Source organism: Bacteroides sp. GD17 (assembly GCF_038448625.1).
Lineage (GTDB): Bacteria > Bacteroidota > Bacteroidia > Bacteroidales > Bacteroidaceae > Bacteroides.
In genome coordinates this window covers 412,418-437,262 of the sequence record NZ_JBCEZS010000002.1, presented here as the reverse complement: position 1 = coordinate 437,262, position 24,845 = coordinate 412,418, and the positions used below count along the sequence as shown (strand labels likewise).

At 49.2% G+C, this 24,845-nt stretch carries 14 protein-coding genes and 1 pseudogene; 8 read left to right on the top strand and 7 right to left on the bottom strand.

From position 1 onward, the window contains the following. The first annotated feature begins 95 nt into the window (after window positions 1-95). The gene (locus AAE250_RS05010) at window positions 96-1,232 is read left to right on the top strand and encodes an acyltransferase family protein (RefSeq protein ID WP_294599023.1); all 1,137 of its coding nucleotides are present in this window, start codon (window positions 96-98) and stop codon (window positions 1,230-1,232) included. A gap of 80 nt (window positions 1,233-1,312) precedes the next feature. Here the strand turns inward: AAE250_RS05010 and AAE250_RS05005 are convergent, their stop codons facing one another. The 3 genes and pseudogenes from AAE250_RS05005 to AAE250_RS04995 form a co-directional block, all read right to left on the bottom strand. Beyond that, complete coding sequence (locus AAE250_RS05005) at window positions 1,313-1,744, bottom strand: Hsp20/alpha crystallin family protein (RefSeq protein WP_294599026.1); 432 nt, start codon at window positions 1,742-1,744, stop codon at window positions 1,313-1,315. Window positions 1,745-1,913: 169 nt separating this feature from the next. Then, window positions 1,914-2,330, bottom strand: coding sequence for a hypothetical protein (locus AAE250_RS05000; RefSeq protein WP_294599102.1), 417 nt, complete (start codon window positions 2,328-2,330; stop codon window positions 1,914-1,916). 144 nt (window positions 2,331-2,474) lie between these two features. Then, a pseudogene (locus AAE250_RS04995) lies at window positions 2,475-3,653 on the bottom strand (GNAT family N-acetyltransferase); the annotation flags it as partial. Window positions 3,654-3,857: 204 nt separating this feature from the next. Between AAE250_RS04995 and AAE250_RS04990 the strand changes: the two are divergent. From AAE250_RS04990 to AAE250_RS04960, 7 genes are all read left to right on the top strand, one after another. Next, a complete protein-coding gene (locus AAE250_RS04990) occupies window positions 3,858-5,513 on the top strand; it encodes a DUF6377 domain-containing protein (RefSeq protein ID WP_294599029.1) in 1,656 nt (551 codons plus the stop codon). A 247-nt stretch (window positions 5,514-5,760) separates the two neighbouring features. Next, entirely contained in the window at window positions 5,761-8,763 is a 3,003-nt protein-coding gene (locus tag AAE250_RS04985) for a SusC/RagA family TonB-linked outer membrane protein (protein WP_294599031.1), read from the top strand. 14 nt (window positions 8,764-8,777) lie between these two features. Beyond that, the gene (locus AAE250_RS04980) at window positions 8,778-10,268 is read left to right on the top strand and encodes a RagB/SusD family nutrient uptake outer membrane protein (protein ID WP_294599034.1); all 1,491 of its coding nucleotides are present in this window, start codon (window positions 8,778-8,780) and stop codon (window positions 10,266-10,268) included. A gap of 19 nt (window positions 10,269-10,287) precedes the next feature. Further along, window positions 10,288-11,784 carry a SusF/SusE family outer membrane protein gene (locus tag AAE250_RS04975; protein WP_294599036.1) on the top strand — a complete coding sequence of 499 codons (1,497 nt, stop codon included), beginning with the start codon at window positions 10,288-10,290 and terminating at the stop codon, window positions 11,782-11,784. Window positions 11,785-12,059: 275 nt separating this feature from the next. Further along, complete coding sequence (locus tag AAE250_RS04970; RefSeq protein WP_294599038.1) at window positions 12,060-13,880, top strand: glycoside hydrolase family 66 protein; 1,821 nt, start codon at window positions 12,060-12,062, stop codon at window positions 13,878-13,880. A 40-nt stretch (window positions 13,881-13,920) separates the two neighbouring features. Beyond that, window positions 13,921-16,419: a glycoside hydrolase family 31 protein gene (locus AAE250_RS04965; protein WP_294599041.1), complete on the top strand. Its 2,499-nt coding sequence runs from the start codon at window positions 13,921-13,923 to the stop codon at window positions 16,417-16,419. Between the two features lie 15 nt (window positions 16,420-16,434). Further along, window positions 16,435-18,582 carry a glycoside hydrolase family 97 protein gene (locus AAE250_RS04960; protein ID WP_294599047.1) on the top strand — a complete coding sequence of 716 codons (2,148 nt, stop codon included), beginning with the start codon at window positions 16,435-16,437 and terminating at the stop codon, window positions 18,580-18,582. 95 nt (window positions 18,583-18,677) lie between these two features. Here the strand turns inward: AAE250_RS04960 and AAE250_RS04955 are convergent, their stop codons facing one another. The 4 genes from AAE250_RS04955 to AAE250_RS04940 form a co-directional block, all read right to left on the bottom strand. Next, a complete protein-coding gene (locus tag AAE250_RS04955; RefSeq protein WP_294599049.1) occupies window positions 18,678-20,345 on the bottom strand; it encodes a long-chain fatty acid--CoA ligase in 1,668 nt (555 codons plus the stop codon). Window positions 20,346-20,522: 177 nt separating this feature from the next. Beyond that, window positions 20,523-21,977: a potassium/proton antiporter gene (locus AAE250_RS04950; RefSeq protein ID WP_294599051.1), complete on the bottom strand. Its 1,455-nt coding sequence runs from the start codon at window positions 21,975-21,977 to the stop codon at window positions 20,523-20,525. Between the two features lie 93 nt (window positions 21,978-22,070). Continuing rightward, entirely contained in the window at window positions 22,071-23,426 is a 1,356-nt protein-coding gene (locus tag AAE250_RS04945; RefSeq protein WP_294599053.1) for a sensor histidine kinase, read from the bottom strand. An 11-nt stretch (window positions 23,427-23,437) separates the two neighbouring features. After that, the gene (locus AAE250_RS04940) at window positions 23,438-24,796 is read right to left on the bottom strand and encodes a sigma-54-dependent transcriptional regulator (protein WP_294599056.1); all 1,359 of its coding nucleotides are present in this window, start codon (window positions 24,794-24,796) and stop codon (window positions 23,438-23,440) included. Between the last annotated feature and the right edge of the window lie 49 nt (window positions 24,797-24,845).

Sequence of the window (24,845 nt, the reverse complement as noted above, 5' to 3'; positions counted from 1 at the left end):
GTATCCCACTTTCCACGTTATATGATATTAATTCGTCCCTATATTGAAAAATTCTTTTATCTTTGCCGGCGAATTAACAAATATCTTATATCAAAATGAATACACAGACCACTTATCTTGCTTCGAAACCGCATTATGAGATTCTTGACGGGCTTCGTGGCGTGGCGGCCGTTATGGTTATTATCTTCCATCTTTTTGAGGCACATGCCGGAGGCAGCCATCTGGATCAAATTATCAATCATGGTTATCTGGCAGTAGATTTCTTCTTTATGCTCTCGGGTTTCGTAATCGGTTATGCGTATGACGACCGTTGGAACAAGATGAGTATCGGTACTTTCTTTAAACGGCGTGTGATTCGTCTGCATCCTATGGTGATCATGGGAAGCATCGTGGGAGCCGCCTTCTTTTATTTCCAGAAATCTCCTTGTTTCCCACCTATCGAGAATACATCCATTGGCAACATGCTGCTTGTGATGTTACTGGGCTTCACTTTGCTTCCTCTTCCGCTGAAGTTCGATATTCGTGGATGGACGGAGATGCATCCGTTGAATGGTCCGGCATGGTCACTTTACTATGAGTATATCGGCAATATATTGTATGCGCTGTTTGTGCGCAAGTTCAATAAAGTGGCTTTGTCTATCCTTGTGTTGGTGGCTGGTTGCTTTACGGTATACCGCTGCCTTACTGCACCTTCCGGTGATATCGTAGGCGGTTGGGCCCTGAACTGGGAACAACAATATGTGGGATTTGTACGGCTGATGTATCCGTTCTTCGGCGGATTGCTGCTGTCTCGCCTTGGCTGGCTGATACGTGTCAAAAAGCGTGCTTTCTGGTGGTGCAGTCTGCTGATTGTGGTAATTCTTTCTGTTCCCCGTATTGGTGGTGAAGACGGTTATTGGATGAACGGGTTGTATGAAGCCTTCTGCATCATCTGCATTTTCCCGATTATCGTTTCTATGGGAGCGGGCGGTAAGGTGACCGGCAAGCGTTCTACCACTGTATGCAAGTTCCTGGGTGATATTTCATATCCCATTTACATCACGCATTATCCGCTGGTATATACCTATACGGCTTGGGTGTGCAACAACAATGCAACGATGGTCGAAGGCATTCCATACATGATATTGACTTTCGTAGGTGCCTTTGTGCTGGCGTATGCATGCTTGAAGCTGTATGACGAACCGGTACGCAAGTGGTTGACAGACCGTTTCCTGAAAGGAAAGAAGAAATAAAAAACGGAAGCAAATACATACAAGAATCCCCCGTTGCAAAACTGTATTGCAGCGGGGGATTTCTGTAATTACCAATTACCTTATTTTACATCAATGAATTTCTTGGCTTTTGCCTTTTCTTGTTCGGTATATTTGGGCAAAGCGATGCTCAATACACCGTTTTCTACATGAGCGGCAATCTTTTCCTTGTCTACGTCGTCCGGCAGAACCATCGTCTGTTCGAACTTGGAGTATGAGAATTCACGACGCAGATAGCGACCTTCCTTCTTGTCCTCTTCTTTGTTCTCGACCTTCTTCTCCATGCTGATGACCAAGTTGTTGTCTTCATCGATGTGTACGTTGAAGTCTTCCTTCGTCATGCCCGGAGCGGCCAACTCTACTTTGTACTCTTTTTCGGTTTCAAATACGTTGATAGCAGGGGCAGTTGCGTTAGCTCTTACCATCCAATCGTTATCAAAGAAATCATTAAAAATACTCGGTAACCAATTCTGAGTTCTTCTTACTGGCATCATAGTTATAGTCTCCTATTCGTTTAAGTTAAACATAAATTCACTAACTATATTGCAAACCTCATGCCAATAGGATTCTACTTACTTTATTGACGATTTGTCAGAAGAATAGTGACTAAATTACTTGATAAATGCCATTTTTACTATCTTATTTATTAATTTTAATTGAATTTCAAACTAGTTTAAAACGCATCCGCCAGCGCTTGTTTTCTTCATCCCAGTCGTGACTGATGAGCTTGAAGGTTTCTATTTCGGAAGTGTTGGCAACATGTGTTCCGATGCAGAGGCATTCGTCGTAATCTCCTACCTTCACGACACGTACTGTTTCCGAAGCGTCTTCCGGCAAGCGCTGCAAATCAAATCTTCCTTGCGCTTCTTCCTGGCTGATGAATTCTGTTGTGACGGGTAGATGTTGTGCAATTACTTCATTTACCGCTTCTTCCAGTTGCTTCACTTCTTCTTCGGTAGGACAGGCCGTAAGGCGATAATCCAGCTTACTCTTTTTCCGTTCTATATGTGCCGAGACTGAGCGACCACAATTGAATAATCTGATCATGGTTTGGTTAATGATGTGCTCGGTAGTATGCATAGGAGGGTACTCCTGCTTATTGTGGCTGTTGAGCTCCGTCAGCACCTCTTCCTTCAAGATACTATATACATGTATATCCGCATATTCTCCCGAAGCAAGCAACTCCCCGGCACGTTCTGTTCCCTCGCGAAGGAATCCCAAGCGGATGGGAATGCCATTGCTTGCTGCATTGCCCGTGGCACAACGGATCTGAATGCGTTTCATTCCTTTCTCTTCTACAGCCCATTGACATAATTTGCGGACACCGGTGGTTACGATGCCACGATGCTGATATTCGGGCAATAGCCAGTAGCCAATCTCCGTGCGGTGGTTGTCGAAGTCGGAGAAGTGGAAGCCTATCAATCCGCAGATTTCATTACGGTCGTTCCAGATGCCGAATACGGGTTCGTACCGTTCGGCAGGAGCGGAGAGGACACTCTTCAAGAAGTTTTCTTCATCGGCTACCGAATGCAGGTTATCGACAAATGGCAGCCATGTCTTCAGATAATCACGGTGGGTGTCGATGGCATGATATATGGCCGCAGCATCTTCTATCCTGACTTCGCGCAAAAGAATGTCGGGAAGAATAGAGAATGAAATCGGGGAGGGTTTGACCGGTGTTCCGACCATCTGAGCCGATTCGATTCTTTCTTTGATTTTCCCCCAGGCATGCGTGCCGAACAAGCAACTGTCACGCATCGTATGATACATTTCCTTGAACCGGGACATCGGAATAGTGAAACTCAGCACGTTCGTTTCAAAATACGGACGAACGGACGGGTCGAAGAATCCCAGGAAAGTCCGTCTTCCTTGCTTCTTGTTTTCAATAACGGCTTGGGTAATGATAGAGCAGCAGCCCGAACCGAATGGAGTTGCTACGGCATCCGAGGCATTGTTGTCGAAGTACGCCCAAGTTGCTAATCCCGATAACATATCGGGTGTTCCCAGGAAGAAGATTCCTTCCACCATTTCGAAAGAAGAGATCCGGTCGATGCGGGCAAAGTGCAGATAGGCTTTATCCGTTCTTGGTATTTGGGTTTCTTTTATGAAATCGACAACCATTTCGGGCGTCTTTTTGTATTTCTCTTTAAGGGATACGAAACCCGGAACACGTTCGGGCATATCCGTAAAGCCGGTATATAGCTTGCCACCTCCGCAGGTGATTGTTTCACTATTGAGGCTGACAATCTTTCCGGCGCGGACTTGCTTCATGCATTTAAAGAGGCAACCGTTTACTTTTTCGGCCGGTGCTTCCGCTTGGTCTGAGTACCAAAAGGCGATAGGTAATTCGGCACGTTCGCCGAATGCTTCCTGATAATTGGAAATAAACGTACGTATATCCATAGTTTCTGAATGCTATTTGTGATACAATTCTTCTGATTTCCCGTAAAGGTAATCGAATCTTTTGAAACTTTTATCTGTCATTTGCTTTTTTATCGGCCTATTCCTAAGCTTTTAGGTTTGCTAAGATAGGATTTTAGGGTAATTTAATTACTTTTGCATAAGAGTTTTTGAAAAGTAAAGCCTTAAACTAAATAGTAAATCCGGATGAAAAAAGTTATTATCTTCTTGTGTATCTGTACTGTATGCGTGTTTCGTCTCCATGCTGAAGGCAGCCGGGCAGATTCTTTATTGTTGAAGCTGGACCAGGCAATAAAGGAGCGTCCCATATATATGGAACAGAAAGAGCATAAACTGAATGAGCTGAAAAGACAGTTGCATCAGCATCTTCCGGATGAGGAACGTTATTCCATTCTGGGTACGCTGGAAGACGAATACCGTTCGTTCAACACCGATTCGGCATTGCGCGTAGCACAGGAGAGGGAACAGATAGCCCTGCGCCTTGGCAAACGGAGATACATCGATAATGCCCGCATGAATACAGCCGATATCATGGGAATGACCGGCATGTATAAAGAGGCTTTGGACCTGATGAAGGATATCCATATAGACCAACTCCCCAGGGATATTCATCCATATTATTATCACATCTACCGTACTGTCTATGGGCTGATGGCCGATTATGCCGTAACGGAGCATGAAAAGAAACTCTATGCGGAACTTACCGACAAGTATCGTGATTCGTTGCTTGTGGTCAATAAAGACAATCTGCTGATACATACCCTGATTCAATCCGACCAGTACAATGTGCGCAATGAGTACGATAAAGCCATCCGTCTGCTCACCGACTACCTGGCGCAGCAGAACGATTACGAGCACGATGTGGCAATCTGTGCCTACACCTTGTCGGAGTCTTACCGTCTGAAAGGGGATAAGAAGAAAGAAAAGGAATATCTCATCGTCTCTGCTCTGGCAGATATGAAGACGGCTGTCCGCGAATACATCTCTTTGCGCAAGCTGGCTGTATTGCTATATCAGGAAGGAGACATCGAGCGTGCCTATTCGTATGTGAAGATCTGTATGGAAGATGCTGCCGCCTGCAACGCCCGGTTGCGCAAGTTGGAGATTCTGGAGATATTCCCTATCATCAATGATGCCTACCAGCAAAAGACGGAAAAGCAACAGGAGCAGATGAAGTGGGCATTGATATCCATCAGCCTGCTTTCACTCTTCTTGCTGCTTGCCATATTCTATGTATACAAACAGATGAAACGGGTGGCGGCTGCCCGCAGGGAAGTGATCGACACCAACAAGCGGCTGAAGGAACTGAACGAAGAACTGCATCGTTCCAACGGCCAGCTCAAGGAAGCCAATCATAGCATAGCCGAGAACTCTTATCTGAAAGAAGAATATATCGGCCGGTATATGGACCAATGTTCGGTATATCTGGAGAAGATGGATAACTACCGCCGGTCGTTGGGCAAGATTGCTTCTACCGGTAATGTAGAAGAACTGTATAAGAACATAAAATCGTCCAAGTTCATAGAAGAAGAGCTGAAAGAGTTCTATGCAAACTTCGACAATACCTTCCTGCAACTGTTTCCTACTTTTGTCGAAGACTTCAATGCCCTGCTTGCCGGGAATGAACAGATTTCCTTGAAGCCCAACGAACGGATGAATACCGAACTCCGTATTTTCGCATTGATACGCCTGGGCATTACAGACAGCGTAAAGATAGCCCAGTTCTTGCGCTACTCCGTGACCACCATCTACAACTACCGTACAAAGGTTCGTAACAAAGCAGCCGGCGACCGCGAGCAATTGGAACAAGAAGTGATGAAAATAGGGAAAACAAAGGATTGAAATACCCGTTTTCGGGTGTAGAAGTGTCCTGATTACGCTTATATTTTCACTACTTTTTCTACAATATGGCTGTTGCTTATATTGCTTTATATGAATGTTTTATGATTTATAAATCGCTAAATCCACTACTTTTTCACTCTTTCTCTTAGTATTGCTTTTCCGTATCAGATACATTTGCACTGTTCCTCTTCCGAAAGAGTGACACATAGGATTTATCTTTTTATTATTAACTTTAAAATCTGATATCATGCAAAAGTACAAAAGACCCATCAGCAGGTTGCGCATCATGGCTTGTCTGATAGGAATGTTGCTTCCGATGTGCATGTTTGCACAGCAAATTACAGTACAAGGTGTAGTGAAAGACCAGACCGGCGAAACCGTAATAGGCGCCAGTGTAGTAGAGAAAAACACAACCAACGGAACCATCACCGGAGTAGATGGCGACTTCTTATTAAACGTATCTCCGAATGCCATTATCGTTGTTTCATTTGTAGGCTACAAGACACAGGAAGTTCCCGTGAAAGGGCAAAAGCAGCTTCAGGTAGTCTTGGCAGAAGACAGCGAGCTGCTGGATGAAGTCGTTGTAGTAGGTTATGGTACGATGAAGAAAAGCGACCTTACCGGAGCCGTGTCTTCCATCGGCAACAAGGACATTAAAGATTCTCCCGTATCGAACCTGGGACAAGCCATACAGGGTAAAATCTCCGGAGTGCAGATTGTAGACGCCGGTAAGCCGGGAGATAATGTATCTATCAAGATCCGTGGTTTGGGTTCCATCAACAACTGCGACCCGCTGGTCGTTATCGACGGAGTGCCTACTGACTTGGGGCTGACCTCTCTGAACATGGCCGACGTAGAGCGGCTGGATGTCCTGAAAGATGCTTCGGCTACGGCCATCTACGGCTCACGTGGTGCCAACGGTGTGGTAATGATTACTACCAAGCGCGGCACCGAAGGCAAAGGAAAGCTGTCGGTGTCTGCCAACTGCTCCTTCCAGAATGCTACGAACGTTCCTTCCTTATTGAATGCCGCCCAGTATGCCGAACTAAGTAACGATATGATGACCAACAGCGGTCGTAATCCGAATCCTGAATGGGCCAATCCCTCTACGTTGGGCGCAGGTACCGATTGGATGGACGAGTTGCTCCGCACGGGCGTTATGCAAAACTATACGGTAAGTTACTCCGGTGGTGGAGAGAAGTCCCACTACTATGTGTCCGGTGGTTTCCTCGACCAGTCGGGTATTGTGAAGAGCGTAAACTACCGCCGCTTCACGTTCCAGTCCAACAGCGACGCACAAGTGCTGAAGTGGTTGAAGTTCTCCAATAACATTACTTTCAGTGCCGATACGAAGAAGGCCGGTGATTATAATATCAGCGATGCACTGAAAGCGCTTCCCGTATTTCCGGTGAAGAATGAAGACGGTAGTTGGAGCGGTCCCGAAGGCAACTCCGAATGGTATGGTAGCATACGCAATCCGATTGGACCTACAGAACTGAACACGCGGCAAACCGATGGCTATAACTTCCTTGCCAACCTGACGGCAGAGTTGACTTTCACCAAATGGCTGAAGTTCAAAAGCACTTTCGGCTACGATGCTAAGTTCTGGTTTATTGATAACTATACTCCGAAATACAATTGGAAACCGACTCCGACCGAAGAAAGCTCGCGCTATAAGAGCGACAATAAGTCATTCACCTATCTGTGGGATAACTACTTCCTGTTCGACCATACTTTTGCCGAAAAGCATCATGTGGGCCTGATGGCAGGTATGTCCGCACAATGGAATACGAACGACTATCTGAATGCACAGAAGAATGTCTTTATGTTCGACAACGTGCACGAGATGGACAATGGCGAAGAAATGTACTCCATCGGCGGAAATGAAACCGAATGGGCTTTGCTCTCTTACATGGCACGTGCCAACTACTCTTACGAAGACCGTTACCTGCTGACGGCAACCATCCGTCGCGACGGTTCCAGCCGTTTCGGCAAGAAGCACCGTTGGGGTACATTCCCTTCCGTATCCGTGGCATGGCGTGCATCGCAGGAGAAGTGGTTCCCGAAGAACGACTACATCAACGACCTGAAGATACGTGCCGGATATGGTATAACCGGTAGCCAGGCAAGTGTAGGCAATTATAGCTATCTGGCATCTTATAACACCAGCGTCTATCCGTTTGGAACGTCCAGCAGCAATCAGACGGCATTGGTTTCGTCCACGCTTGCCAATCCTTACATCCATTGGGAAGAAGTGGCACAGACCAACATCGGTTTTGATGCTTCTCTGTTCAACTCCCGCATCATGTTCTCGCTCGATGCTTACCTGAAAGAGACGCGGGATATGTTGGTAAAGGCATCCATCCCCATCACTTCGGGATTTGAAGATACCATCACCACTTACTCCAATGCCGGCAAGGTACGCAACCAAGGTTTGGAAATGAGCCTGCACACCATCAACCTGACCGGCGAACTGGGGTGGGAGACCAACCTGACGGCTACCTACAACAAGAACAAGATTAAGGATCTGAACAGCGATGTACCTTATTACATCAACCAGATCAACAACTCCTACGTAACGATGCTTGCCAGGAACTATCCCATCAATGTCTTCTACGGCTACGTCACGGACGGACTCTTCCAGAATCAAGCCGAAGTAACCGCCCATGCCGTGCAACCGGGAGCCGAACCGGGCGACATCCGCTTCAAGGACTTGAACAACGACGGTGTAATCAACGACAGCGACCGTACCGTCATCGGCAACCCCAACCCGAGCTGGCTGTTCTCCATGAATAACAGTCTTTCCTATAAGGGCTTCGAACTGTCCGTCTTCCTGCAAGGCATCGCCGGAAACAAAATCTATAACGCCAATAATATCGACAATATCGGTATGGCTGCCGCGTATAACCAAACTACCGACGTCTTGAACCGCTGGCGGGGAGAGGGAACGAGCAACTCCATGCCGCGTGCCGTCTTCGGCGACCCTAACCAGAACGCACGTGTGTCCGACCGCTTTGTAGAAGACGGCTCTTACCTGCGTCTGAAGAACATCACGCTCTCTTATACCTTCCCCAAGCAATGGCTGCAAAAGGTACAGATAGAGAATGCACGCCTTTCCGTCTCTTGCGAGAATGTAGCTACCATCACCGGTTACTCCGGCTTCGACCCGGAGGTAGGCATCAACGGCATCGACCAGAACCGTTATCCTATCTCCCGTACATTCAGTGTGGGATTAAACTTTAACTTTTAATGATTGACTCGGATATGAAAAAGATAACGAACTTAGTATATGTGCTGGCAGTATTGCTGCTGGCTTCATGCAGCGACTTCTTGGATAAGTCCCCCAAAAACACAGTCGACCCCGAAACGGCGGTGACCGACGACGTTGCCATTGCATTGACCAATGCATGCTACCGTACGCTTCAGTCTTCCAATATGTACAACCAGCGCATCTGGACACTGGACATCGTTGCCGGCAACAGTCTGGTAGGTGCCGGTGGCGGTACGGACGGGCTGGAAACGATACAAGCCTCCAACTTCATCACGCAGAGCGATAACGGCATGGCACTCTACATGTGGCGTTCTCCCTGGGTGGGCATAGGGCAGTGTAACATTGTGCTGAACAGCCTTCCGCAAGCCGAAGCCGTATCGGCGGCTGTCAAGAACCGTTGCATGGGCGAGGCTTACTTCCTTCGTGCGCACTACTATTATGTGCTGGTACGTCTCTACGGCGGTGTGCCTTTGCGCCTGGCTCCTTACAATCCGGGAGAACCGACGGACATAGCACGCGCCAGCCTGGAGGATACTTACGCTCAGATTATTTCCGATTGTAAGAATGCCGTAGACCTGCTTCCAGCCAAGTCATCGTACAATGACGAGAACGTGGGACGTGCCTGCAAAGATGCAGCGCTTGCCATGCTGGCAGACATTTATCTGACATTGGCCCCTAACCATACGGAGTATTACCGGGAAGTAGCCGACCTGTGCGACGAGATTACCGGTCTGGGCTACGACCTCTCTTCCTGCAAGTACGAAGACAACTTCGATGCGCTGATAAATAACGGTTCCGAGTCTTTGTTCGAAGTACAGTACTCGGGCAGTACGGAGTACGACTTCTGGGGAAACAACCCGCAGTCTTCCTGGCTCTCTACCTTCATGGGTCCGCGTAACTCCGATTTCGTGGCAGGCAGTTACGGATGGAACCAGCCGACCGATGAGTTTGTAAGCCAATACGAGAACGGAGACAAGCGCAAAGACCTGACGGTGCTCTATGCAGGATGTCCCGACTTTGACGGCAAGACTTATAAAAGCTCTTACTCCAACACGGGCTACAATGTCCGCAAGTTCCTGGTTTCAAAGACAGTTTCTCCCGAATACAACACCAGTCCCGCCAACTTCGTAGTCTATCGCTATGCCGACATTCTGCTGAAGAAAGCCGAAGCCCTGAACGAGATGGGACATCCCGACCAGGCCGCCGCTCCTCTGAACATCGTGCGCAAGCGTGCCGGACTGCCCGAAGTATCGGGCTTGTCGCAAGACGCCATGCGCGAGAAGATAATCCACGAGCGCCGCATGGAGCTGGCTTTCGAAGGACACCGCTGGTTTGATATGATTCGTGTCAACAACGGAGAGTACGCCATCAGTTTCCTGCAATCCATCGGCAAGAGCAACGTGAACAAGAACCGTTTGCTGTTCCCCATCCCGCAGACAGAGATGGATGCCAATGCTTTGATGACACAGAACCCGGGTTATTAATCAATTTAATCAGAAGAATATGAAAAAATATATATCACCTATCGTATTTGCCCTGTTGGGCTGCCTGGCATTGTCTGCCTGCGTGGACGATGATTATATGGAGTTGGACAAAGGACACAGCGAACTTGCCCTTACTACCAGCAACACCGAAGTCGTACTGAACGAGCAGGCTCACTCCGATGCCGCTCTGGAACTTTCCTGGACCACGGGAACCAACTATGGAACGGGCAATAAAATCTCTTACACCCTGGAACTGGCCAAAGCCGGAAGCAGCTTTGCCAATCCATATATAGCCTTGGAGAACGCCGTGCAGGAATATTCCTGGAAGAAGAGCGTAGAAGAACTGAACAACATCCTTCGTGAGCATTTCGGTGCCACGGCTAATGAGAACATTTCTTTGGAAGCCCGCCTTACGGCCTCTGTAACGGGTCGCGATGAGAAGCAGGTAGCCACTACCTCCTTCAGCGCCACTGCCTACAAGCCCTTGACGTCTACTCTTTACCTGATAGGCAGCGCAACCCCAGGCGGCTGGAGCCTGGACAATGCTACGGAAATGACCCGCAAGGACAACGGTATCTTCACCTGGACAGGCAAGCTGAATGCCGGAGAGTTCAAGTTCATCATCAGCTCCGACGCCTTCCTGCCGTCCTACAACAAAGGAACCGACGGCAAACTGACCCTGCGCACCAACGATGACCAGCCGGACGAGCCGTTCGTCATCGACGAAGAATACTATTACGTAGTAGAAGCCAACCTCTTCACCGGCGTACTGACCCTGACCAAGACGGAAACACTGGCACCTGCCTTCGATCAACTCTACTTCGTCGGCAATGCCACCGACTGGGGATTTGTACCGATGAAGAAAGATGTGCTCGATCCGTACTTGTTCCGTTTCAGCAAGTTCTTCGAAGCAGGCAAGGGCGGAGAGTTCAAGTTCGGTACAGCCGACGGAAGTTGGGAAAACATGTACAAGGCAAAGAATGCCGATGCTTCCTACACCGATACCGAAGTAGAGTTTGTAAAGGGCTTCGACCCGGATAACAAATGGGTACTGAAAGACGAAGAATGCGGCAAGGCCTACAAGATTTGCGTAGACATCCGCAACGGTAAAGAACGTATGATGATGCGTGAATTTACTCCTTACGAGATGATTTACTTGATAGGGGATGCCAGTCCTGCCGGCTGGACCCTTGGCGATGCCGTTCCGATGCAAGCTACTGCCGATCCGTATGTCTTTACCTGGCAAGGCACGCTGAATGTCGGTGAACTGAAGTTCACTTGCGACAAGAAGGAAGACTGGAACGGTGCCTGGTTCATGCCTGCCGAAGCCGACAAGCAGCCTACGGGAGAAGTAGAACCGTTGCTCTTCCTCGATAAGGCGGATGATGCTTTCAAGGCGCAATACTTGGATGTAATGATTGGCGGCATCGATCAGAAGTGGAAGATAACGGCAGCAGGTTCGTATAAGATAACGCTGAATCAGTTAGAAGAAACCATTTCGATAGTGAAGCAATAAACCATTGCTTATTAAGCCTTTACAGTTTCCTATAAGAGAAGCATCCGTTTCCATTGTAGGAAACTACAGTTCCCATTAGGAGAAACGCGCGTTCCCATTATAGGAAACTGTCGTTCCCATTAGGAGAAACTGGCGTTCCCATTGGTTGGAAACTGTCGTTCCTATAAGGAGAAACGCGCGTTTCCTACGGCAGGAAACTGTAAGGGCTTAATAGATAATAGTTTATAAGATTAAAAACTTTAAGTCTCAGCAACAGTTTAATAGGTAATTAATATATGAAGAAGATTTTCTATGCAATGGTTTCCCTTCTTTTCCTTGCAGCATGCAGCAAAGACAATGATGATGCCGGTGGTGGAGGTACCATCCCCGATGGTGGCGGCGAAACAGGCGGAGTAACCGACGTAACCCCCGTCACCTCGAACCTGACGGTAAACATCACCACCGACAAAGCCTGCTACAAACCGGGCGAAGCCGTCTCTTTCACCGCCGATGCCCTGCCTGCCGGTGCCAGGATCCGCTATCGGACCTTGAACAAAGTCGTATCCGAGCAAGTCGCCTCCGGCACCACCTGGACCTGGATTGCCCCTGCCACCGACTATACCGGCTATCTGGTCGATGTCTATCGCACCAAAGAAGACGGCACCGAAGTCATTCTGGGCACCATCGCCGTAGACGTATCCAGCAACTGGACACGTTTCCCCCGCTATGGCTTTGTCGCCACCTTCGATGCTTCGAAGAAAGCCGACGGAGTGATTGAAGCCGAGATGGCCTTTCTGAACCGTTGCCACATCAACGGCGTGCAGTTTCAGGACTGGCACAACAAGCACCACTGGCCCTTGGGCGGCGTACGCAACCACCTCGAAGAAGTCTACAAAGACATTGCCAACCGTGACGTCTATACCGAAGTCGTGAAGAAGTACATTGCCACGCAGCACGCTCTGGGCATGAAGTCCATGTTCTACAACCTCGCCTTCGGCGCATTGAGCGATGCCGTCACAGACGGAGTAAAGGAAGAGTGGTACATCTTCAAGAACACAGGCCGCACGGACAAAGACTCTCACGACCTGCCTTCGAGCTGGAAGAGCAACATCTATTTGCTGGACCCCGCCAATACTGAATGGCAAGCATACATAGCCCAGCGGAATGATGACGTATATGCCAACTTCGACTTCGACGGCTATCAGATAGACCAGCTTGGCAACCGCGGCGACCGCTACGACTACAACAGCAACAAAGTGAACCTGCCCAAAGGTTATGCCTCCTTCATCGAAGCCATGAAGCAGAAGCATCCCGATAAAAGTCTGGTGATGAATGCCGTCTCCAGCTATGGCGCTTCGCAGATAGCAGGTACGGGCAAGGTGGACTTCCTTTACAACGAAGTGTGGGGCGATGAAGCCGGCTTCAAAGACCTGCACACCATTATCAAGGCGAACGATCAATACGGCAACCATGCACTGAAGACCGTCTTTGCCGCCTATATGAACTACGACAAAGCGGGCAACAGCACGGGTGAGTTCAATACTCCGGGTGTATTGCTGACCGATGCCGTCATGTTCGCTTTGGGCGGTTCGCACCTGGAACTTGGCGACCACATGCTTTGCCGTGAATACTTCCCCAGTACCGCCTTGCAGATGAACGATGCACTGAAAACGGCGATCGTCCGCTACTACGATTTCATGACCGCTTATCAGAATCTGCTTCGCGATAAAGACACGGAAGCGGAAATCTCCGTTGCCATCAGTTGTACGGATGCCGGACGGAATTTATCTCTAAATGTATGGCCCCCGCAGAAGTCTGCCATCACTGCCTATGCCAAGAATGTGAACGGCAAGCAAGTTATCCATTTGCTGAACTTCCTCAATGCCGATGACCTGAGTTGGCGCGACCTGAACGGGACAATGCCCGAACCGCGCCTGGTATCGGATGTGCCGTTGAAGCTGAACGTTTCTGCGAAAGTGAGCAAGGTGTGGGTGGCTTCTCCCGATTTTCATGCCGGTGCTTCGCAAGAGCTGGCGTTCGAGCAGAAGGACGGGGCTATCAGCTTTACGCTTCCCATGCTGAGGTATTGGACGATGATTGTAGTTGAACCGGCATAGCGTCGGAACAAGGTTTCTAAACAAGTAAATAGATTAAAACATGAAAACATACTTATTCCCCCTCTTGATTCTTCTCTTCTTCCCTCCGCAGCTGCATGCAGGAAGCGTGACGGGCAGCTGCCTCTCTTATTCCCTGCAGGGAAGAACCGTGACTTTTCATCTGAACGACAGCTCGGCGGTGCAACTGCAATTGTGCAGCCCGTCGGTAGTGCGCATCTGGTTCTCTCCGGATGGAAGGCTGGAACGCAGCAATCCTTCGTTTGCCGTTATCAATGAAGAACTGGAAGAGGTAGGCACTGTAGGCGTAGACGAACAGAACGCCTGCTACGAGATATTCACCTCCAAGCTCCGCATCCGCGTCAACAAGGCTCCGTTCAACTTGCAGATATTCGATAAATACCAGAAGTTGCTGTTCAGCGATTATGCCGACCGGGGACACGTCAGCGACGGACCACGCAAGCTGGAGTACAAAACCCTGCGCCGCGACGAACACTTCTTCGGCCTGGGCGAGAAGACCGGCAAACTGGACCGTCGCGGTGAATCCTACAAGATGTGGAACAGCGACAAGCCTTGCTACAGCATCGTCGAAGACCCGCTTTATAAAAGCATTCCCTTCTTCATGAGCAGCTATCGCTACGGCATCTTCCTGGACAATACGTATAAGACCGAGTTCAAGTTCGGTACCGAAAGCCGCGACTATTACAGCTTTGAAGCTCCCGGCGGAGAAATGCTCTACTACTTTATCTTCGGCAAGGACTACAAAGAAATCATGAAGCAATATGTAGAGCTGACCGGCAAGCCCATCATGCCTCCCCGCTGGGCACTTGGATTTGCCCAATGCCGTGGCTTGCTGACCAACGAGAAGCTGTCTTACGAAATAGCCGAAGGCTACCGTAAGCGTGGCATTCCCTGCGATATCATCTATCAGGACATCGGCTGGACGCAGTATTTGCAGGACTTTGCCTGGCGCAAGGGAAACTACGAGAACCCTCGGAAGATGCTTGCCGACCTGAAGGCAATGGGCTTTAAAGTCATTGTTTCGCAAGACCCCGTCATCTCCCAAGCCAACAAGGAGCAGTGGGCCGAAGCAGACCGCCTTGGTTATTTCGTAAAAGACTCTACTACGAATAAAAGCTACGACATGCCCTGGCCGTGGGGCGGCAATTGCGGAGTGGTGGACTTCACTCTTCCTGCAGTAGCCGACTGGTGGGGAGCTTATCAGCAGAAACCTATCGACGACGGTATCTCCGGCTTTTGGACCGATATGGGCGAACCTGCCTGGAGCAATGAGGAACAGACTGAACGCCTCGTCATGCGGCATCACCTGGGCATGCACGATGAGATTCACAATGTGTACGGCCTTACGTGGGACAAGGTCGTGAAGGAGCAGTTCGAGAAACGCAATCCCGACCGTCGTGTCTTCCAGATGACGCGTGCCGCCTTTGCAGGTCTGCAACGCTATACGTTCGGTTGGACGGGCGATAGCGGGAATGGTGACGACGTGTCGCAAGGCTGGGGACAGATGGCCAATCAGATTCCGGTACTTTTGTCGGCCGGTTTGGGTATCATTCCTTTCACTACTTGCGATATTTCCGGTTACTGCGGAGATATAGAAGATTATCCTGCTATGGCAGAACTTTATACCCGTTGGGTGCAGATGGGAGCTTTCAATCCTTTGAGCCGTATTCATCACGAGGGCGATGTGGCGGTAGAACCGTGGTTGTTCGGTGAAGAGGCTGAGAAGAATGTGAAGGCGGCCATTGAGTTGAAGTATCGCCTGCTACCTTATATATATACGTACGCGCGCGAGGCGCACGACACCGGTTTGCCCCTGATGCGGCCCATGTTCCTGGAATATCCGTCGGATATGGAGACGTTTGCTACGGATGCACAGTTTATGTTTGGTCGTGAATTGCTGGTGGCTCCGGTGGTAAAGAAGGGGGCACGCAACAAGAATGTATATCTTCCCGAAGGAACGTGGATTGATTATAACGACAAGCGCACTGAGTATAGCGGTGAGCAGTGGGCTACGGTGGATGCTCCGCTGAATGTAATCCCTATGTTTGTGCGTAAAGGAAGCATTGTTCCGCAAATGCCGGTGATGAACTACACGGATGAGAAGGCTGTCTATCCGCTTACCTTCGAAGTATTTCCTGCAGCAACGGGCAGTGAAGCGTCTTTCTCTCTTTATGAGGATGCCGGTACGGATTTGGGGTATCTGCGTGGAGAGTTTATGCGTACCCCGGTTGCTTGCCTGACGTCGGAGAAGGGATATACCCTGAAGATTGGGGCAAGGGCAGGAGAGAAGTATACGCTGCCGGGGCAACGGAATCTGATGTTCCGTATCTATGCCGGGCAGATGCCGAAGGGAGCAATCATAGATGGTAAGAAAATCAAGAAGACGTCGGCCGAAAAGCTGAACGGGAATCAGGATACGGAGTTTGCAACGACAGCTTGGTGTCCCGATAAGAAGCAAGGCACTTGCTTGCTGAGATTGCCGGATGACGGGAAGGAACATATAATTGAATTTATCTATTAATACAAAAATATCATTATGAAGAAATTAATGCTTAGCACCGCCTTGTTGCTTCTTGCTTTGGCTGGAAGAGCCGAAGGAGTTTCGTCTCCTTCGGGCAAGGTGAAGTTGAATTTTGAGTTAGCGAAAGGAGTACCTACCTATCAGGTGGATTATAAAGAAACTCCGGTTATCAACCCCAGTACGTTGGGTTTGGAATTAAAAGGCACTACCAGTCTGCTGGACGGCTTTGAAGTTGTAAAGACTTCCACTTCCACCTTCGACGAAACCTGGCAACCGGTATGGGGCGAAACGAAAGATATCCGCAACCACTACAATGAATTGCTGGTGGAACTGAAGCAGCCCGCTACCGATCGTTTTATGAACATCCGTTTCCGTGTGTATGATGATGGCGTTGGATTCCGTTATGAATTCCCGCAGCAGAAGAATCTGGTTTACTTCGTCATTAAAGAGGAGCGTACCCGTTTTGTCATGACCGGCGATCACACCGCCTGGTGGATTCCCGGCGATTACGATACCCAGGAATACGACTACACAGAGTCCAAACTCTCCGAAATCCGCGGACTGATGCAGGGAGCCATCACCAGCAACGCTTCGCAAACGCAGTTCTCACCCACCGGCGTACAAACTTCCCTTCAGCTGAAGACTGCCGATGGCCTGTACATCAATCTGCACGAAGCCGCTTTGGTAGATTACTCGTGCATGCACCTCAACCTGGACGACAAGAACCTCGTCTTCGAATCCTGGCTGACACCCGACGCACAAGGCAACAAAGGCTATATGCAGTCTCCCTGCCATACTCCGTGGCGCACGGTCATGGTCAGCGACGATGCCCGCGACATACTGGCTTCCAACCTGATTCTGAACCTGAACGACCCTTGCAAATACGAAGATACTTCCTGGATTAAGCCCGTCAAGTACGTAGGCGTGTGGTGGGAGATGATTGCAGGCGGCAAGCCTTGGGCATACACCTTCGACCTTCCTTCCGTAAAGCTGGACGAAACGGATTACTCCAAAGTAAAGCCCAACGGCATCCATCCCGCCAATACAGCCAACGTAAAGAAGTATATCGACTTTGCCGCCGAACATGGTTTCGACCAGGTACTGGTAGAAGGATGGAACACGGGCTGGGAAGACTGGTTCGGCAATTCCAAAGATTATGTTTTCGACTTCGTCACTCCTTATCCCGATTTCGATATCAAGTATCTCAATGAATATGCCCATTCCAAAGGAGTACGCCTGATGATGCATCACGAGACTTCCGCTTCTGCCCGTAACTACGAGCGTCACATGGAAGCTGCCTATCAGTTGATGAACAAGTATGGTTACAATTCCGTAAAGAGCGGTTATGTCGGTAATATCATTCCGCGTGGCGAGTATCATTACGGACAGTGGATGAACAACCACTACCTTTACGCCGTGACCGAAGCTGCCAAGCACAAGATTATGGTCAATGCCCACGAAGCTGTGCGTCCCACCGGTCTGTGCCGCACCTATCCCAATCTTATAGGCAACGAATCTGCCCGTGGCACCGAGTACGAAGCCTTTGCCGGAAGCAAGCCTTCGCATACGACGGTACTTCCGTTTACCCGCCTGCAAGGTGGCCCGATGGACTATACTCCCGGTATCTTCGAGATGGATATCAACAAGCTGGACCCGAAGAGCCATACGCATGTCAATTCTACCCTGGCACGCCAACTGGCGCTTTATGTAACAATGTACAGCCCTCTCCAGATGGCTGCCGATCTTCCTGAGAACTACGAGCGTTTCATGGATGCGTTCCAGTTCATCAAGGATGTTGCCGTAGATTGGGACGACAGCCGTTACCTGGAAGCCGAGCCGGGACGTTACATTACCGCTGCCCGCAAAGCTAAAGGTACGAACAACTGGTTTATCGGTTGCACCAGTGGTGAAGAGGGACATGCTTCCACCCTGAAACTTGATTTCCTGGATGCGGACAAGCAATACATTGCTACTGTTTACGCCGATGCCAAGGATGCCGGTTATAAAACAAATCCCCAAGCTTATGTCATTCGCAAAGGTATTGTTTCGCCGAAAACGATTCTGAAGTTAAAAGCTGCTCCGGGAGGTGGCTATGCTATCAGCATTCTGGAAGTAAAGGATAAATCTGAAATGAAAGGATTGAAGAAACTGTTCGGTATTTGAGGTATAGGCACAAAAAAAGGAGTACAGCGGTACTCCAACTTTTGTTAACAGACTATCTTTATTCTCCTCCCAGGAGGAGGAGAATAAAGATACTATCAGCCTTTCGCCTCCTGATACATAAACCTCTTGATACTCTTCTTTGCCGTCTTTTCAAACTCCTCGAAGTGTATCTTTATCTTAGAGATCTGGCAGTAAGCCGGCAACTGTAGATTCAGTTCTTTGCGGTTATCCTCCATTGCTCTTTCGATGTCTGCTTGTTGCAGACCTTGAGAAAAGGCATCGTCAAAGTCCGGGTATATCAGGGCTACGAGCTTGTCCTGCTGAAGGACGATGAGCGACTCCGATACATACGGCATATTGTTCAGCTTGCTTTCTATTTCTTCCGGATAGATGTTCTGTCCGCTGGAAGTAAGGAGCATGTTTTTGCTACGGCCGCGTACGGTGACATATCCTTCGGCATCCATAGTAGCAAGGTCACCCGTATGCAACCAGCCATTGACGTCAATGATTTGAGAAGTTGCTTCGTCATTCTTATAATATCCCAACATAAGATTATCGCCCTTACAGATGATTTCACCTGCCACGTTCTGAGGATCAGGAGAAGCGATCTTCACCTCCATACGGGTAGTAGCTTTGCCGCACGAGGCGAGTTTCAACGTTTCCCAGCGACTGGAACAGATGATAGGACCACACTCGGTCATACCGTAAGCGATGGTGTAGGGGAAACCTATTTGTTTGAGGAAGCGTTCCACATCCGCATTGAACGGAGCGCCGCCGATAATGATCTCATCGAAGTTGCCGCCGAAGATTTCCATAGCCTCCTTGCGTGCAGCAGCTTTTATCTTGTCGTTGATGATAGGTACGTGCAGCAGCAGTTTACCTATCTTATTGTCGATGCGCGGCAAGATATTCTTTTTGATAATCTTCTCTACAATCAGCGGTACGCACGAAATGACACGCGGTTTGATTTCCGAGAACGATTGGGCAATAATCTTTGGCGACGGCATACGGGTCAGGAAATACAAATGTGCACCTGCTGAGAATCCGTACAGAAAATCGTATACCATGCCGAATACATGTCCCATAGGCAACATTGAAACCATGTGGTCGCCCGGACGGACGGGAAGCATTTCATGGCAATAGGCTACGTTCGACCAAAGACTGCGATAGGGTAGCATGACTCCCTTTGAATATCCCGTAGTACCCGAAGTGTAGTTGATGACAGCCAGCTCCTCGGGCGACTGTTCCTTGCGGTAACAGATATGTTCGGGACGGAAGTTCTTGGGAAAGCGTGCGCCGTAGATGGCGTTGCGATGTTCAAAAGCTTCGAGCAAGCGCTCGTTACGGCAAACTACCGGAGTAAAGTCCGTCAGCAGTACAACACCCATCAGCAGCGGCATTGCATCTTCATTGAGGTTCTCCCATGCCTGGTCGCCTACAAAGAGCAGTTTGGCTTCGGAGTGATTGACGACATTGTGGATATTGTCTGCCTTGAATTCGTGCAGAATAGGGACGATGACGGCACCGTATGTAATTGTGGCAAGAAAAGCTACCGCCCAATGCGCACTGTTACGTCCGCATACAGCAATTTTGTCACCTGGTTGTATACCGGCACTTTCCAATACGATATGAAATTTAGCTATTTTCCTTGCTACATCTTTGTATTGAAGTGTAATACCTTTATAATCTGTGAGAGCGTTGCGATCCCAATTCTGAATGATGCTTTGTTCTATATAGTCAATGAACCCTTGTTCCTGTTCCATTCGTTTTTGCACACATTGGTTTTAGTTGCGCAAAGATAGGGCTTATCGCGATGCGAAGCAAATTGTTACCGTCTTTTTTCCGATTCATCCGTTAATACTAAAAAGACATCACTGCAATGAGTTCAGAAATCATTGCAGTAACAATTTCAGAAATCATTAGAGCAATGATTTCTGAAATCATTCATTCTTTGTTTTTTCGGAGATTAGCAGCAGTTTGTCTCCTACATGCAGTTTCAGCGTTCCGTTCGGAATAAGGTATTCGTCACCACGCTTCACAATCATTACCAGTGTGCCTTGGGGCAGGTTCATGTCTTTCAGCGTATCTCCACGATCCAGGATCTCTTCGGTGACGGTCATGTCGCGCAGATCGGAGTCAATCTCTTCGGGCAGTTCCACACCAAAATCGTTTCCGGTCTTCTCCAGCGGCGTGGAAAGTCCCAGCAGGCGTGCTACCCATGAAACCGTAGTACCCTGGATAACCAGTGAGACGATGGTGATAAAGAACACAATGTTGAAGATAACGTGTGCACCGGGCACGTTGGCAACTACCGGGTAGGTGGCAAAGATGATGGGAACGGCACCACGCAGTCCCACCCACGATACAAAGAGCCGAGATTTGAATGTAATCTTCTTGCCGAAGGGCAGCAGACAAAGGAAAACACTGAGCGGACGTCCGATGACAATCATAAATACGCCGATGAGCAACGCTACTACGGCAACTTCCAGCATTTCGTGAGGATTTACGAGCAGACCGAGGCAGAGGAACATGATGATTTGGAAGAGCCATGTCAATCCGTCCATAAACGTGTAGATGTCTTTGCGATGCATAATCTTGTTGTTGCCCACCATCATTCCGGCAATGTATACGGCAAGGTAGCCGTTGCCTCCCAACAAGTCGGTGATGGAAAAGGTGAAGAATACGAAAGCAAGCAGCAAGATAGGATAAAGTGCCTGGTTATCGATGTTCAGTTTGTTCAGCATAAGGATAGCGAGCTTGCCCAGCAGATAGCCTGCGGCAGCACCGACAATGAACTGCACGGCAAATGACCCCAATATATGAGGAACTCCCATTCCGGACGATTGTATGAACTGAATCAGTACAATAGTAAGCATATATGCCATCGGGTCGTTACTACCGCTTTCCAGCTCCAGCATGGGGCGCAGGTTATGCTTCAGGTTCATCTTCTGGGAGCGCAGAATGGCGAAGACAGAAGCGGAATCCGTTGAAGACATGGTAGCTGCCATCAGCAGGGAAGTTATCAGCGGTAAGTGAATATTGGTCCAGCTCATGCCGGACAGCCACCAGATAAACAATCCGGTGAACAAGGCAGTGAACAGTACCCCCACGGTAGACAGAACTATACCGGGCGCAAGGATAGGCTTTATATCCGTGAATTTAGTATCCATACCACCGGAGAACAGAATGATGCTGAGTGCAACCATACCGATGAACTGCGCTTCTTTGGCATTGTGGAACTGTAATCCCAGTCCGTCACTGCCGAATATCATGCCGACTACGAGGAAGAGCAATAAGGCGGGAACTCCGAAACGATAGCCGGTCTTACCAACGATGATACTGACGAAAAGCAAAATAGAACCTACGAGTAATATGTTTTCAGCTGTAAATAACATAATTTTTGTGTTATATGGTTTAGAATATGATAGTTTCTGTATCTCAAAGCACAAAGATATGCAATATATTTAACAATTGCAAGCCTGAAAAGTTCAATTGAACTTCAATACGAATGTCGTTTCCTTACCGGGAAGCAGAGAGAGATTGCCGCCTGAAAGCCGCATGATTTGCCGGGATATGCTCAGACCTATACCGCTTCCGCCTTCCTTGGTGGTGAAGAAAGGAATAAAGATATGTTCGGCAATGTCCTGTGGAATGGCAGGACCATTGTTGGATATCTCGATCAGCACTGCTTCTGCTTCGTTGCAATAGGCACGGATGTGGATATGGCCTTCCTTATCCTTTTCTCCCTCAATGGCTTGTATGGCATTCTTCAACAAGTTGGTGGCAACCTGTGATATCAGGTTTTCGTCGGCATATAAGATAAGGTCATCCGGTGTGATGTCCGTATGGAAGGTTACTTGGACGTCGGGATATTGATGCCGCGCCAATTCCACCATGCGCTCAACGAAGCTCTTGACATAGAACAACGACGGTTCCGGGGTAGGAATGCGGGTGAACTTCCGGTAAGATTCCACAAAGGCAAGCAGGCCTTTGCCTGTGCTGCTGATGGTCTGCAAGCCGTTCTTGATTTCTTCTTTGGAGGCTTGTTCTTCCGTCAATCCCAGCAAGGTATCGCTCAGGGAAGTTATAGGGGTTACGGCATTCATGATTTCGTGCGTCAGCACGCGGGTAAGCCTGATCCAGGAGTCAATTTCTTTCTCGTCCAGTTCGTTGTTGATGTCGTTCAGGGCAAGGATGCGCAGGTGTTCCTGGCGTACGGTGATGTTGCTGACGCGGATAGACAGGTTTACGGTGCCGCGTTCATTGCTGAAAGGCACTTGCAACTTGTCTCCCGGACGGCAGTTGGCAAGGACGGCGGTGAGGCGCGTGTCTACACGGTCCAGCTGGCTGACGTGGGTAAATACATTCAGTCCCAGCAGGCGTAGTGCCTCGCTGTTCTTCTGATAGACGGCACCACTGTCGTTCAGGACGAGGATGCCGGTGTTTACGCAGTCAAGGATGAGCTCATAGTATTTCTCTTGCTGTGCCGTTTCGCTCTTTACATTATATAATATGTGGGCTACCCGGTTCAGTGCACGGTTCACCAGTCGTGCGTCGGAGGTATCTTCCGTTTCGGAGAAGTGGATGGCATTATCGTTGTTCTCGATGGCATCGAGCATGAAGAGCACTTTCCGTACATGATGCCGGTACAGCTTCTGCTGCCAGCGCAAAGCCAAGGGGAGAAGCGCCGTAGAGAAGATAGCCCAGAACAACGGATCGCCCAGTCCGTGGGATTGGGAGGGATTCATGAACACATCTGCCCACATCACTCCCGCAAAGAGCGCTACCAACAAGCTGACGGCAGTGCGGAAAGGGTAATATTGTGCCGGGTTCTTAATCTTCATCTGTTTAGCGATTAAAGTCCATACTTCTTCATCTTGTTGTATAAGGTCTGCCGTGTGATGCCCAGCTGCGATGCTACGGCCGAGAGATTGCCGTTGCATTTATCCAGTGTCTTGCGTATCATCTGCATTTCCATCTCTTCGAGCGTAGATGCGGTTGCTTCGGGCATATCGGTGCGTCGGGGCAACTGGAACAACTCGGCAGGTAGTCGGTCGTTGTCGCAGATGATGATGGCTTTCTCGATGGCGTGCTCCAGTTCGCGGATATTGCCATACCAGGGATGCTGCATCAGTTTTTCGCGGGCACCGTCGGTCAAGCTGACAAGCGGCTTGTCGTATTGCTTGCAGAAGCGGGTGATGAAGCGTTCGGCAAGCGGGATGATGTCTTCGGTACGGTCGCGCAGCGAAGGTATTTCGAGGTGTATCGTATTGATGCGGTACAGCAGGTCTTCACGGAATTCTCCCTTTGCCACCATCTCGGAAAGATTGCGGTTGGTGGCGCAGATAAGCCGGATATCTATAGGAATAGGAGTGTTGCTGCCTACGCGGACTATGCTACGGCGCTGGATGGCAGTCAGCAGTTTGGCTTGCAGGTGATAGGGGAGGTTGCCTATTTCATCGAGGAAAAGGCTGCTGTGATTGGCAGCTTCGAACTTGCCCGGCCGGTCGGTGTGGGCATCGGTGAAGGAACCTTTCATGTGACCAAAGAGTTCGCTTTCAAAAAGGCTCTCGGTCACTGCACCCATGTCTACGCTCACCATTTCCTGCAGTCGGCGTGGAGAGAGGGAATGTATCTCTCGTGCCAGCATCTCCTTTCCTGTGCCGTTTTCACCGGTAATGAGGATGTTGGCATCCGTAGTGGCAACCTTCTCTACCAGCAGGCGGAGTTGCTGCATGACGGCGCTGTTGCCCCAGTACATGCCGTGTCCGTCCGAAGATGAAGGGTCGTCTGTGCGTTTGTTTGCTGGGGCAGAAGACTTCTTGCTTGTGGCAGATGCGGCATTCAGCAAGGTTTCTACCAGTTTCTGATTATCCCAGGGTTTTACGATAAAGTCCGTGGCACCTTCCTTGATGCCGCGTACGGCAAGGTCGATGTCGGCGTATGCGGTGAAGAGGACAACGGGCAGGGCGGGACATTGTTTCTTGATCTCGTGCAGCCAGTAAAGGCCCTCGTTGCCGGTATTGATGCCGGAAGTAAAGTTCATATCGAGAAGCACCACTTGCCAGGCTTGCTGGCGCAGCATGCTGGGGAGCGTTACCGGTGAGGGCAGTGTGGTGATCTGTTCGAAATACGGCTTTAGCAAGAGTTGCAAGGCGGTAAGTACGCCTCGGTTGTCATCAACGATCAGGATATTTCCGGTTTTCTTAGCCATGGTTTAATTCTATTTCTTGCAGGCAAAGTTAATGATTTACATTTTCCCT

Coding starts and splice junctions, on each gene's coding strand:
- AAE250_RS05010 (WP_294599023.1), top strand. CDS start 96: ATGAATACACAGACCACTTATCTTGCTTCGAAACCGCATTATGAGATT.
- AAE250_RS05005 (WP_294599026.1), bottom strand. CDS start 1,744: ATGATGCCAGTAAGAAGAACTCAGAATTGGTTACCGAGTATTTTTAAT.
- AAE250_RS05000 (WP_294599102.1), bottom strand. CDS start 2,330: ATGCATACTACCGAGCACATCATTAACCAAACCATGATCAGATTATTC.
- AAE250_RS04990 (WP_294599029.1), top strand. CDS start 3,858: ATGAAAAAAGTTATTATCTTCTTGTGTATCTGTACTGTATGCGTGTTT.
- AAE250_RS04985 (WP_294599031.1), top strand. CDS start 5,761: ATGCAAAAGTACAAAAGACCCATCAGCAGGTTGCGCATCATGGCTTGT.
- AAE250_RS04980 (WP_294599034.1), top strand. CDS start 8,778: ATGAAAAAGATAACGAACTTAGTATATGTGCTGGCAGTATTGCTGCTG.
- AAE250_RS04975 (WP_294599036.1), top strand. CDS start 10,288: ATGAAAAAATATATATCACCTATCGTATTTGCCCTGTTGGGCTGCCTG.
- AAE250_RS04970 (WP_294599038.1), top strand. CDS start 12,060: ATGAAGAAGATTTTCTATGCAATGGTTTCCCTTCTTTTCCTTGCAGCA.
- AAE250_RS04965 (WP_294599041.1), top strand. CDS start 13,921: ATGAAAACATACTTATTCCCCCTCTTGATTCTTCTCTTCTTCCCTCCG.
- AAE250_RS04960 (WP_294599047.1), top strand. CDS start 16,435: ATGAAGAAATTAATGCTTAGCACCGCCTTGTTGCTTCTTGCTTTGGCT.
- AAE250_RS04955 (WP_294599049.1), bottom strand. CDS start 20,345: ATGGAACAGGAACAAGGGTTCATTGACTATATAGAACAAAGCATCATT.
- AAE250_RS04950 (WP_294599051.1), bottom strand. CDS start 21,977: ATGTTATTTACAGCTGAAAACATATTACTCGTAGGTTCTATTTTGCTT.
- AAE250_RS04945 (WP_294599053.1), bottom strand. CDS start 23,426: ATGAAGATTAAGAACCCGGCACAATATTACCCTTTCCGCACTGCCGTC.
- AAE250_RS04940 (WP_294599056.1), bottom strand. CDS start 24,796: ATGGCTAAGAAAACCGGAAATATCCTGATCGTTGATGACAACCGAGGC.